Source organism: Methylobacterium oxalidis, from assembly GCF_007992195.1.
GTDB classification, from domain to species: Bacteria; Pseudomonadota; Alphaproteobacteria; order Rhizobiales; family Beijerinckiaceae; genus Methylobacterium; species Methylobacterium oxalidis.
Genome location: NZ_BJZU01000072.1, coordinates 1 through 12198, shown reverse-complemented (window position 1 = coordinate 12198; position 12198 = coordinate 1). Strand labels below are relative to the sequence as shown.

10 protein-coding genes and 1 pseudogene are annotated in these 12198 nt (G+C 72.1%); 3 read left to right on the top strand and 8 right to left on the bottom strand.

Translation table 11 applies throughout. The features are described 5' to 3' along the window. Positions 1-112 precede the first annotated feature (112 nt). The 8 genes from MOX02_RS17410 to MOX02_RS17375 form a co-directional block, all read right to left on the bottom strand. A complete protein-coding gene (locus MOX02_RS17410) occupies positions 113-970 on the bottom strand; it encodes an SDR family oxidoreductase (RefSeq protein ID WP_147027064.1) in 858 nt (285 codons plus the stop codon). Positions 971-1074: 104 nt separating this feature from the next. Further along, positions 1075-3216: an MJ1477/TM1410 family putative glycoside hydrolase gene (locus MOX02_RS17405; RefSeq protein WP_147027063.1), complete on the bottom strand. Its 2142-nt coding sequence runs from the start codon at positions 3214-3216 to the stop codon at positions 1075-1077. Positions 3217-3324: 108 nt separating this feature from the next. Beyond that, positions 3325-3822, bottom strand: coding sequence for an AAC(3)-I family aminoglycoside N-acetyltransferase (locus MOX02_RS17400; protein WP_147027062.1), 498 nt, complete (start codon positions 3820-3822; stop codon positions 3325-3327). Positions 3823-3914: 92 nt separating this feature from the next. After that, positions 3915-4811 (bottom strand): MBL fold metallo-hydrolase, encoded by an 897-nt coding sequence (locus tag MOX02_RS17395; RefSeq protein WP_147027061.1) that lies wholly within the window; start codon positions 4809-4811, stop codon positions 3915-3917. Positions 4812-4885: 74 nt separating this feature from the next. Beyond that, positions 4886-5839: an L-histidine N(alpha)-methyltransferase gene (egtD, locus tag MOX02_RS17390; protein WP_147027060.1), complete on the bottom strand. Its 954-nt coding sequence runs from the start codon at positions 5837-5839 to the stop codon at positions 4886-4888. Continuing rightward, positions 5836-6807, bottom strand: coding sequence for a methyltransferase (locus MOX02_RS17385; protein ID WP_147027059.1), 972 nt, complete (start codon positions 6805-6807; stop codon positions 5836-5838). The genes egtD and MOX02_RS17385 overlap by 4 nt, the downstream gene beginning before the upstream one ends. Before the next feature lies 1 nt (position 6808). Continuing rightward, positions 6809-7564, bottom strand: a complete 756-nt coding sequence (gene gntA, locus MOX02_RS17380) for a guanitoxin biosynthesis heme-dependent pre-guanitoxin N-hydroxylase GntA (RefSeq protein WP_147027058.1) — start codon at positions 7562-7564, stop codon at positions 6809-6811. Positions 7565-7851: 287 nt separating this feature from the next. Continuing rightward, on the bottom strand, positions 7852-8436 hold the full coding sequence (locus MOX02_RS17375) for a DUF1989 domain-containing protein (protein ID WP_147027057.1): 585 nt from the start codon (positions 8434-8436) through the stop codon (positions 7852-7854). A gap of 275 nt (positions 8437-8711) precedes the next feature. On the opposite strand from MOX02_RS17375, the gene MOX02_RS17370 reads away from it, so the two are divergent. From MOX02_RS17370 to MOX02_RS31325, 3 genes and pseudogenes are all read left to right on the top strand, one after another. Beyond that, positions 8712-10727: an OPT family oligopeptide transporter gene (locus MOX02_RS17370; protein ID WP_147027056.1), complete on the top strand. Its 2016-nt coding sequence runs from the start codon at positions 8712-8714 to the stop codon at positions 10725-10727. Between the two features lie 676 nt (positions 10728-11403). Next, entirely contained in the window at positions 11404-11886 is a 483-nt protein-coding gene (locus tag MOX02_RS17365; protein WP_147027055.1) for an Hsp20 family protein, read from the top strand. A gap of 95 nt (positions 11887-11981) precedes the next feature. Further along, positions 11982-12198 (top strand): annotated as a pseudogene (locus MOX02_RS31325) (Hsp20/alpha crystallin family protein); the annotation flags it as partial.

Sequence of the window (12198 nt, the reverse complement as noted above, 5' to 3'; positions counted from 1 at the left end):
CCACCACTGACAGCTTAAGCATGCAGATACGGACACAGTTCAATCGCAGGTAGGAAATTTGAGCCCCCCGTCCCGGGAGGCGGCCCCGGGACGGCGCCGCCTCCCGGCCCCGTCACATGAAGGGCCGTCCGCCGGTCACCGGCACCGTCGCGCCCGTGACGTAGCTCGCCTCGTCCGAGGCGAGCATCACGTAGACCGGCGCCAGCTCCCGCGGCTGGCCGGCACGGCCGAGCGGGGTGTTGCCGCCGAAGCTCTTCACCTTCTCGGGCGGCATGGTGGAGGGGATCAGCGGCGTCCAGATCGGCCCCGGCGCGACGCAGTTCACGCGGATGCCCTTCTCCGCCAACATCTGGGCGAGGCCCGCCGTGTAGTTGTGGATCGCGCCCTTCGTCGTGGCGTAGGCGAGGAGCTGCGGGCTCGGAGAATCGGCGTTGATCGAGGTCGTGTTGATGATCGCGGCGCCGGGCTTCATGTGCGGCAGGGCCGCCTTGGTGAGGTAGAACATCGCGTGGATGTTGGTGGCGAAGGTCACCTCCCACTCCGCGTCGCTGATCTCCTCCGGGTCCGTGAAGGTCGCCTGGTGAGCGGCGTTGTTCACGAGGATGTCGACCCGCCCGAACGCCGCCACGGCCTTCTCGACGATGGCGCGGCAATGGGCGGCAGCGGTGATGTCGCCCGGCACCAGCACGGCCTCGCGGCCCGCCTCCTCGATCAGGCGGCGGGTCTCCTGCGCGTCCTCCTCCTCGTCGAGGTAGGAGATCAGGACGTCGGCGCCCTCGCGGGCGAAGGCCAGCGCGACGGCGCGGCCGATGCCGCTGTCCCCGCCCGTGATGATCGCCTTCTTGCCCTCGAGCCGGCCGGAGCCCTCGTAGCTCGTCTCGCCGTGGTCCGGCCGCGGGTTCATGGCGGCGGTCGAGCCCGGCATCGCCTGCTGCTGCTCCGGGTAGGGCGGCTTGGGGAACTGCTCCACGGATATCTCCCTGTCGAGCGGTGGCACTCGTCGGGGAAACCGCGCGGGCGGACAAAAGATCAGCGCGGACCGACGCCGATCCGCGCCCGCGCCGCAGCAGCGCCTCAGATCAGGAAATCGCCCTGCGCCACGCTGGCCGGCTGCACCCCGGCGAGGAGGATCGTGCCCGCGCCGATGCCGATCAGCGTGCCCTCCGCGACCGGCCGGACGGTGATGTCGGCGAAGGCGAGATGGAGGGCGCGCAGGTCGATGTCGTCGGTGCCCGGGCGGAAATCCGAGATCCGGTCGTTGCCGAAGGCCGCCTGGTTCACCACGAACAGGTCGACCCCGGCGCCGCCGGTGAGCCCGTCGTCGCCGGCTCCGCCGAACAGCCGGTCGTTCCCGTCGCCGCCGCTCAGGCTGTCGTTGCCCTCGCCGCCGAACAGCCAGTCGGCGCCGCCGCGGCCGCTCAGCGTGTCCTGGCCGGCGAGCCCGTCGAGGGTGTTCGCCTGGTTGGTGCCCGTCATCGCGTTGTTGCCGGCGCTGCCCGCAGTGACCGCCAGCGTGTTGACGAGGAGCGCGCGCGCCGCGCCCGTCCCGCCGAGGCCCGAGAGGTCCTGGTAGCCGCTGCCGACGCTCACCGTCAGGTCGCCGGCCGCGTTGCTCGCAGGGGTGAGGCTCGCCCGGTAGAGCGTCGGGTCGGCCGCGTCCTGCACGAGCGTGCCGAGTGTGCCGAGGCCGGAGGGCAGCGCGACGTCGCTGCGGGTGAAGCCCGTGACGGCCTCGCTGAAATCGAAGGTGACAGTGGTGGTCTCGCCCCGGCGCAGGATGCCGTCCGCGTCGGCGAAACCGATCGTGAGCGTCGGGGCGGCGTTGGCGGGCGGCATCGGGACGAGTTCGCCGACCTCGTAGGTCCGGTCGGCGAACTGGATCCGCTCGGCGTTGAGCACCTGGTCGGTCCCGTCCGCGCCGGCGCGCGTGTCGGCGACCGTGAGGCTGCCGCCCGAGCCGGTGATCTGGTACTGCGCGCGGCTGCCCGAGAAGACGACGAGGTCGGTGCCCGCGCCGCCGTCGATCGCGTCGTTGCCCGCCCCGCCGATCAGGGTGTCGTTGCCCGCCATCCCCTTGAGGGTGTCGGCGCCGTTGTTGCCCGTCAGGGTGTTGGCGAGGCCGTCTCCCGTCAGCGCGTCGGCGCCGGAGCCGCCCCGGACGTTCTCGACGTTGCGGAGCGTGTCCTCGGCCGCGCCGCCGACCGAGACCGTGACGACCATGCTGCCCGCGAGCGTTACGCTCACGGCCGCCGTCTTCTCCGCGAAGCTCGCCGTGTCCGAGCCCGAGCCGCCGTCGAGGATGTCGCGGCCGAGGCCGCCCGTGAGGAGATCGTCGCCCTGGATGCCCGTCAGCCGGTTGGCGCCGATGCCGCCCGTGAGGGTGTCGGCCCCGGTGGTGCCGGTCTGGTCGAGCGTCGCCAGCGAGCGCTCGGCGATGTAGGAGACGATGCCCGCGCTCCCGCCCCGCGCCAGCACGTCGGCGATCTGGGTCTCGCTCGTCACGTACTCGATGTTGAGCACCGTCTTGCCGGCGTCGGACGCCCGGTCGAGGAGGCCGAGGCTGTAGCTGACCATGGCGGGATCGTTCGCGATGCCCGGTCCCGGCACGCCGTAGAACAGGCTCTCCTTGTTGATCCCGTCGATGGCCGCCATGTAGGCCGGCCTCAGGAGGAGCTCCTCCCCGTTGTTCACGTAGATCTTGAAGTTCGGGTCCCGCGCCTTGGCGTAGGCCGAGATCCGGCCCACCAGCGCCACCATGTCGGCGGCGGGGTCGGGGCGCTCGGCGGCGAGGCCCGACTGGTAGATGTCGACGAGGTCGAGGAAGACGCCCCCGAAGCCCGCCGCCAGGATCTTGTCGAGATAGGCGCCGGGCGAGCCGAGTAGCAGCGCCTGCCAGCCCGCCTCCCAGTACCGGACCTGGAAGCTGCCCGGCCAGTTCGGGTTCTCGGGCCCGAGCCACGAGGGCGGGCTCGTGTCCCAGGCCGAGTTCCAGTAGAGGCGCCAGTCGGAGGCCTCGCCGACGCTCATGTAGGCGAGCATCAGGCGCGGCTCGGCGCCCGGCCGGGTCTCCATCTGGGTGACCTCGGAGGCCGAGTAGGAGCGGACGGCGGAGCCGTCGAACCAGTCCCGGTCGATGATCAGCAGATCGAACGGCGATGCGGCGATCTCGGCCGGGTTCGCGTTCTGCGACTGGTCGGCCCATCTCGATACGGCCATGCCCCCTCCTCCGGCCGCGTCTGCGCGGCCGCGCCAGCCCGAGGGGCGAGGACCATAAAGCAATCGGACTCCCCGGGAACCGACCGTACGCGCGCCGACGCCCGCGCGTCAGGAACCGTCCGGCGCGCCCGCGACCGGGATGTCGAAGTGCAGCACCTCCTCGCGGGTGCCGAGGCCCTCGTAGAGCGCGATGGCCGGGTCGTCGCCGTGATCGGCCTGGACGAAGATCACCCAGGCGCCCCGGCGGCCCGCGATCGCCCGCAGGTGCTCGATCAGGGCGGTGGCGATGCCGCGCCGGCGCCGGTCCGCCCGGACCGCGAGGTCGTAGATGTAGACCTCGCGCCGGGCTCGCTCGACCTTGTCGAACTCGTAGGCCACGAGCCCGCCGAGCACCGCCTCGCCCCCGAGCGGAGCCTCTCCCGCGAGCGCCGCCAGCACGACGACGTGCTCGCGCGACAGGAGACCGGCGAGGTAGGCGTCGTCCGGCGGCGCGTCGCCGTAGGTGTCGGGCTCGGCGAAGGCTTCGCCGAACAGGGCGTTCAGGGCGCGGAGCAGGGGAACGTCGGCGGCCGTGAGGCGGCGGACCGTGGCGGGCGGGCGCGACATGGCCCGACCCTAGCACGGTTCCGGCTGCCGCATCCCCGCCGGCTTGCCCGCCGCCTTGCCCGCCGACGGGACGGCGAAGGGGCGCCTCCCGGCTACGGGCCGGGATCCGCCCCGCCCGGCGACGCGCCGGCGGTCGGGACGTAGCGGCCCTGGCGCGGCACCGCGACCGCGTCGAAATCCTGCGCCAGCGCGCTCAGCGCCCGGCGCATCTCGGGGCCCGCGAGCGGGCGCCCGTGGCCGGTGATCACGCGCTCCGGCGCGAGGTCGGCGAGCCTGCGCACGGAATCCCGCGCCGCCGTCCAGTCTGTCGTCAGGTACATCGGCGGCCCGTGCACCTCCGGCGCCTGGGTGGCCACCGCGTAGGCCGATTCCTGCGCCGTCGTGACGAAGGCGTCGCCGACGATCAGGCTCGCATCCGCCTCGCGCCAGAACGAGACGTGGCCCTCCGTGTGGCCGGGCGTGTGGACCCAGCGCCAGCCGGGCAGCGAGGGGACGCTGCCGTCCTCCGGCAGCGCCCGCAGGCGGTCCGAGACGTCGACGGGGCTCGTCGGGTAGAGGGGCGAGATGCGCGCCATCAGGCCGCCGCCGACGCTCGGGTCGGGGGCCGGGTAGGACCGGCTCCCGTCGAGATAGGGATGCTCCAGCCGGTGCGCGTAGACGGGCACGTCCCACGCCGCGGCGAGGTCGGCCAGTACGCCGACATGGTCGAAGTGGCCGTGCGTTAGCACGATCGCCTCCGGACGCGCGCCCGCCCCGAAACGCGCCTCGGCGGCCTGCACGATGGCTCCCCTCGAGCCCGGCACTCCCGCGTCGACGAGCACCCAGCCCCGGTCGCCCGCGCCGGCCGCACCGACGAAGACGACGTTGACGATGGCGAGCCGGCGATAGGCGAGATCGGGGGGGATCTCGTGGGTGCGGTCGTCGCGCTCCCGGTCGGCCTCGGGATCGTCGGCGCGGCTGTCCGGGCTGATCGGGAACTGCTGGGCCATGCCGGATCGCTCCGTGTCTCGAAAGGGATCTCCTGCGCCAACCCGGGCCCGCGAGGCGCTGTTCCGGGCGGGGCTCAGCCCTGGAGCAGGTGCAGCGTGAAGCTGCCGAGATCGTCCTGCCAGGTCTCGGCGCTCCGCCAGCCGGCCTCCTCGGCGAGCGCCCGGAAGGCGTCCGGCGCGTACTTGTGCGAGGTGTCGGTGCGGATGCTCTCGCCCGGCTCGAAGGCGATGGGCCTGCCCGCGAGGCTGTAGCGCGCGCCGGCCCGCGCCACGAGATGGGCCTCGACCCGGTCCGGGTCGCCGCAGAGGCGGATCGCGTGGCGGAAGTTGCCCGGGTCGAGGTCGGCCCCGAGATCCCGGTCGAGCCGCGCGAGCAGGTTGAGGTGGAGCGCGGCCATCAGCCCGTCCGGCCCCGCGTAGGCGCGCCGGAGGCGTTCGGGGTCCTTCGTGCCGTCCGTGCCGACGAGGAAGAGGCTCGGGCCGAGCGTCGCCCGCGCCCGCTCCAGGAAGGCGACGGCCTCGCGCGGCGTGAAATTGCCGATGCTGGTGCCCGGATAGAATCCGAGGATCGTGCGCCCCCGCGTCTCCAGCGGCAGCCGCACGGGCTTCGAGTAGTCGGCGCAGACCGGGACCATCTCGACCGCCGGGTAGTCCGGCGCGAGCCGCCGGATCGCGGCCTCGAGGTAGTCGCGGGAGATGTCGATGGCGACGTAGCCGGCGGGCCGCTCCAGGGCGTCGAGGAGGGTGCGGATCTTGCGGCTCGCGCCGCTGCCGAACTCGACCACGGTGGCGCCGGGCCCGACCCGCCGCGCCACCGCCTCCGCCACGCGCGGCAGCAGGGTCATCTCCTGCCGCGTCGGGTAGTAGTCCGCGCTGGCGCAGATCCGGTCGAACAGGTCGGAGCCCGTCTCGTCCCACAGGTACTTGCCCGGCACGGACTTCGCCGGGCCCGTCAGGCCGGCCAATGCGTCGCGCAGGAACTCCGCGCGCTCCGCGGCGGCGGCGCTCGCGGTCTCGGGGCCGCTCACGGGCGCGTCGCCGTCAGGACGACGAGGGCGATGCGCTCGACCTCCCCGTAGGCCGGGTCGTCGAGCTCCTCGCCGTATTCGTCCGGGTCGAACTCGCGGTAGGACCAGTCGAGGCCGGCGCGCGAGCAGGCGGCGCCGGCCGCCTCGCGGAACGGGTCCGCGCCCTCGACGATCGCCGCGCCGGTGAACAGGACGAGACTGCCCCGCGGCGCGAGCCGCTCGGCCGCCGCCTCGACGACGGCGAGCGACAGGCCGGCCCCGAGGGGGCCGCCGCCGTGCCGGTAGGCGCGCTCCGAGGCGTCGATCATGAAGGGCGGGTTCGAGACGATGAGGTCGAAGTCGCCCTCGACGTCGCGGAGCATATCGCTGCGCCGCGTCACCACGCCCTCGGTGCCCGCGAGCCGGGCATTCACCCGGGCGGCGCGCAGGGCCGCGGGGTTGATGTCGACGAGCACGGTCTCGGCGCCGGGCCGGCGCTTGGCGACCGCGATCCCGGCCGCCCCGGAGCCGCAGCCGATATCGGCCGCCCGCCGGACGGGCTGATCGCGTTCGTCGAGATGCGCCAGCACGGCCGAGACGAAGCGCATCGTGTCGGGCCCGAAGAAGACCGCGTCCGCGGCGCTCGGCGGGTAGGCCGAGTGGGCGAAGAGCTCGTCGTCGAGGCTCGACAGGCGGATCGTCGCGCGCAGCAGGTCCCCCTCGCGCGCCAGTGCTCCCGCCGCCTCCATCAGGCGAACCAGCCCGTCCGGCAGGAGGTCCGCCCGGAAGGGTCGGCTCCAGCCGAACACGTCCCGCAGGCTGCGCGCCTCGGCGTTGCGGGGGCGGGCGACGACGCGCGCGTGGGTCGCCGGCGTCACGGTGGTGAAGCCGTAGCCGGTCTCCCGCACCGCGCGGGCGAGCGCGACGAGCCCCGCCTCGTCCTCGGGGAACGGGCTCGGGCGGCCGGTGGCGCCGGTCTCGCTGCTCATCTCAGCCTTCCATCTGCGGGGCGACGAAGGCGCCCGTGCGCAGGTCGGCGGCGACCTGCTGCGCGTCCCAGGGGCGCGCCTCCTCCCGGCGCCGGAACGGGCAGGCCCAGTCGTCCGGCACCGCTCGGCCGCTGAACTGGCGGGCGGCCGAGCGCTCGCCGTGCCCGGCGAGCATCGGGTTCGGCGAGCCCGCGAAGGCCACGTCCCGCTCGACGATCGAGTTCCGCAGGCGCTCGTAGCGCCCCTCCGCCCGCAGGCGCTCGAACTGGTCGTGCAGGTTGAAGACGAGGACCGGCGTCTCGAACCGCCGGGCCGGGCGGCTCGCGCCGGGATGCAGCCCGACGATGAAGAAGCCCTCCCCGCCGAGGCTGAGCGAGAAGTGCGGGTCGTCCGGGTCCGCCTTCACGCGCGGGTCGTAGGTCTGGCCGAGGCAGTGATCCTTGTCGGAAAGGGACTGGATGCGCGCCCACAACGCCGCCTCGAACGTCTCCTCGGAGAGCGCGTGCGGGCCCTCGAACACCACGGCGAAGCTCTGGAACAGGTCGGGCCGCTCCCGGTAGCGGCAGATGAAGGCGAGCAGGGCCGGGTAGATGCGCAGGTCGTCCCAGGCGGAGCCGATGTCGCGCGCGACCATCACCTTCAGCTGGCCCCGCGACAGGGCGGATTTCGCGCCGACGCAGGGGAAGGGCGCCTGCCGGATGAAGGTCCGGAAGCGCTCGGCGAGCGGGTGCGTGCTGTCGTCGGTGGGCAGGAGCATTGCGCCTCGTGTCGGGTGCGGCCACCGGCACGGCCGCCCGCCGCGGGGCCCGATGCATCATCGGGTCCGTGAGGGCGGGCGGCATCGTGCCGTGTTGCGAATGATCTCAAGCAGATCGCCGGGGGGAACCGCCCGTGCCGAGCATTGTTCCGCGCGAACCCGAATGAGTCTGTGGAGAAAAACGTCGATTAATCTGTGTTAATCGGAGCTGAGGACTCGCGAAGATTCGCGACAATTCTGGGGCAAATGCAGAATTCCAGCACGGAAAGGGAGGGATATTCCAAACTCTAGCTCGAGATCTCGTACTCGATTGGCTTGAAGGCGAAGTTGTTCGATTGCGGGGCCGAGCAGGCGGTCAGCCCGATGATCAGGTCCGTCTCCGCCTCGAACACGATGCGGTCGCCCGCCCGGCTGAGGGGCGGGCGCACCGCGAGCGCGCCGGTGTCGCCGTCGACCGCGACGTTCATGAACACGTTGAAGGCCACGGGGATGCGGTCCGGCCCGATCCCGTAGGGCGCGAGGGCGTGGGCGAGATTGCCGAAGCAGCCGCGATGGGGCTCCGCGTCGTCGTAGAGGATGCGGAAGGTGTCGGCCGAGCAGGGCGTCAGCAGGAAGTCGTGCCGGCCCACCGTGTCCTCGACGATGCGCAGCATGACGTTGCTGCGGTTCGAGTAGAGCGCGTCCCCCGTCGTGAGGAAGATGCGGCTGGCGTAGTCGAGGCTGCGCCCGGAGGAGATCACCTCGTCGATGTCGCTGCGCGAGAAGGCGAGCAGGTCGGCCACCTGCTCGCCCTCCGGATCGATCACCGTGAGGCGCTGCCCGCGCTCGAGGGTGAAGGCGGCGCCGGAGCGGGGCGGGATGGTGTGGCGCATCTCAGGCCCTCCCGACCCTGCGGGACGACGGGCGGCCGGAGGCAGGGGGGAATTCTCGGGAAAACGCATGGGGACACGCGGGCAGGCTCTGCATCGGATTCCTCGAAGCGGGCCGGACGATGTGCCGGGCCGCGGGCGAGAACGCCCGAGACGGCGATTGGCTCACCGGGTTTCGCTACTTCTGCGTGCATAACGGATCGGCATTCGCGAACCCGCGTTGTCGCGAACGACCCGCGTGCCTGGACCGCGACGGGGCGTACAGCCTCAGGAGCACGATGGAATCCCGCGGGCGGACACCGGCACACGCCAGCGAACTGACCCTGCGCGGGCTCCTGCTCGGGGCCGCCATCACGGTCGTGTTCATGGCGGCCAACGTCTATATGGGCCTGAAGACGGGGATGACGTTCTCCTCGTCGATCCCCGCCGCGGTGATCTCGATGGGGTGCCTGCGGCTGCTCGGCGGGGCGAACATCCTCGAGAACAACATCGTGCAGACCCAGGCCTCGGCCGCCGGCACCCTGTGCAACGTCATCCTCGTTCTGCCGGGCCTCGTGCTGATCGGCCACTGGCAGGGCTTCCCGTTCTGGCAGACCAGCGCCGTCTGCCTGCTCGGCGGCCTCCTCGGCGTCGCCTACTCGATCCCCCTGCGCCGCGCCCTCGTGGTGGGCGCCGGCCTGCCCTACCCCGAGGGCACGGCCGCCGCCGAGGTGCTGAAGGCGGGCGCGGGCGGGCGGGGGGGGCTGCGCGACCTGATGGGCGCCGCCGCGGCCGCCGCCGCCCTCGGGCTCGCCACGAACGGGTTCCGGGTGCTCGCCGAGAGCATTCACGGCACGCTCGCGGCGGGCTCGGCCGTGTTCCGCCTCGGAACGGGCTTCTCGCTGGCCCTCGTCGGGGTCGGCTACCTCGTGGGGATCGGCGCTTGCCTCGCCCTGCTCTCGGGCGTGGCGATCGCCTGGGGCGTCGCCGTGCCGGTCCTCACCGCGCTCGGCCACGGCGGCGGGCAGGCGCCCGCCGAGGCCGCCGAGGCGGTGTGGGCGGGCCAGGTGCGGCTGATCGGGGCCGGCATCATCGCGGTCGGCGGCGTCTGGACGGTGGTGAGCCTCGCCGGGCCGATCCTCGACAGCATCCGCTCCGCCCTCAAGGCCGCGCGCGCGGGCGGCACCTCCGCGGACCTGCCGCGCCAGGAGCGTGACCTGCCGATCACCTGGGTGGGCGGGGCCGCCCTCGGGCTCGCGCTGCCGCTCGGCGGCCTGTTCGCGTGGTTCAGTCTCGGCGCGGAGCTCGGCGCCCTCCTGCCCGTGCTGATCGCGGTCGCGAGCCTGTTCGCGATCCTCGTCGGCTTCCTGATGGCCGCGACCTGCGGCTACCTCGCGGGGCTGCTCGGCTCGTCATCGAGCCCGATCTCGGGGATCGGCATCCTCACGACGATCCTCGCCGCCCTGCTGCTGCCCCTCCTCGTCGGGCGGGCCGCGGGGCCGGAGGGCGACCGCTTCGTCATCGGCATGGCGCTCCTCGTCGCCTCCGTGATCGTCACGGTCGCCTCGATCGCCAACGACAACCTGCAGGACCTGAAGACCGGCCAGCTCGTCGACGCCACGCCCTGGCGCCAGCAGGTGGCGCTGATCGCGGGGGTCGGCGTCGGCGCGCTGGTGATCGCGCCGCTGCTCGCCCTGCTCTACCGGGCCTACGGCTTCGTCGGCGCCCTGCCCCGGGAGGGCATGGAGGCGGGCAGCGCCCTGCCCGCGCCGCAGGCCGCGCTGATGACCCAGATCGCGGGCGGCATCGTGCACGGGGAGCTGCCCTGGGGCATGGTGCTGATCGGGATGGGCCTCGGGGCGGGCCTCGTCGCGCTGGAATCCCGGCTGCGGCGGCGCGGCCTGTCCGTCCCGGCGCTCACGGTCGGCATCGGCATGTACCTGCCGCTCACCGTCGTGATGACGATCGCGGCGGGGGGCGTCTTGGGATGGCTCGGCGCGCGCGCTCTGCGCGCCCGGCACGGGGAGGACGCGCAGGCCCCGCGCGAGGCCCGCCGCCGCGGCGTGCTCCTCGCCTCGGGCTTCCTCGTCGGCGAGAGCCTCGTCGGCGTCCTGATCGCGGCGGCCGACACGCTCACAGGCCGCAGCAGCTCCCTCGCCCTCGTCGGCGCGGATTTCCACGGCACGGCGACGGTCCTGGGCCTCGCGGCCTTCCTCATCGCCCTGCCGGTCTTCTACCGGATGGTCTCCCAGGCGCCGGACGGGACCGCGGAGCCGGGCCACCACGCCGAGGCGCGCGCGGGCGAGCGCGCCTGAGTACCGCGCGACGAACAAATAAGAGACATCACTGTGCCGGGCTTCAGTCCGCGCGCGGCCGGGATGCTGGCCGAAGGCGCGGGATCACCCACCAGGAGACCCTGGTGGTGCAGGCAGTCGTGCTCGAACTCGTCTCTTTGAGCGATTTCCCTGTACGTGCGGAAAATACAGGGAAACGCCGTCGAAAGCAGACGGTCCACGCCAGCGCGGGATCAAACTCGCGAGAAGAATCAGGCGCTTAGAGCTAAATTCCCGCGTCACTGAGCAGGGAAACAAATCGGCCTAAGCAGGGAAGCGTGAGAAACGAACAGGCTTCAAAAGCTACTCGACGATGCGATGAGCCGACGCTGGGCAAAGCAGACCTTCCGCTTGGCGCCCATTCCGGCCATTCAGCCAGCTCAGGCGGCGTCTCCAAAGTGGACATCACCGCCGGGAGGTTTTGAAACTCACAAAGCCATTGCTGTGAGCAATTGAAACCTGGATCGCTTCCGGCCTTGCCGCAGCCTGCGCGGATGCTGCTGGCAAGCAGCTCTCAAATTTCTCGTGATCCTCTGGAACTGCATTCTGTCTGGTGCGTTACGCGCGTGCGAGGCCCGAGATGGGCTCGCCAGTTGGGCGCCGGTCACGCGGTGTCCGGCGTCGCTTGTAGTCACGTTGCTCAGTGGAGGATGTGGTTATGAGAACCTACGACGTTGCGCCCCTCTTCCGCTCGTCCGTCGGCTTCGACCGGCTGTTCGATCTCCTGACCCAAGCCGAACGGGTTGAACCGTCCGCCGCCTGGCCGCCCTACAACATCGAGAAGGTGGCCGAGGACGCGTATCGCATCACCATGGCGGTTGCTGGGTTCACGGCCGAGGATATCGAGCTCACCCAGCATGATACCGCGCTCTTGGTCGCCGGCCAGCGAAAGGGGCAGGATGGTGAGCATCAGTACCTGCACCGCGGCATCGCGGCCCGCACTTTCCGCCAGACCTTCAATCTGGCCGAGCACGTGAAGGTCACGGGCGCCACGCTCGAGAACGGCCTCCTGACGGTCGAGCTCAAGCGCGAGGTCCCGGAGGCGCTCAAGCCCCGCCGCATCGCCATCAATGGCGATCAGGCCGCCGTTGGGCAGGACAATGCGCGTACGCAGCTTGAGGGCGACGCGAAGGCCGCCTGAGCTTTCCCGACCCGGACCGACACCGATCCCGCGCTGGCCGACCGGCCCGCGCGGGAGGACGCACCACGTCACGCATGCTGATGGAGACGAGAGCCATGAGTGTGAGAGATCTGATCCCGTGGGGCCGCAGCACGAACGCGCCCCTGCCGAGCCGGATGCGGGACGAGCCCGCGAGCCCCTTCCTGACGCTCCACCGCGAGATGAACCGCCTGTTCGACGACGTCTTCTCGGGTCTCGGCGGCGGCATGCCCAGCCTGGCGACGCGCGGCCTCGGCTGGCCGAGTGTCGAGCTCGTCGAGACCGAGCAGGGCC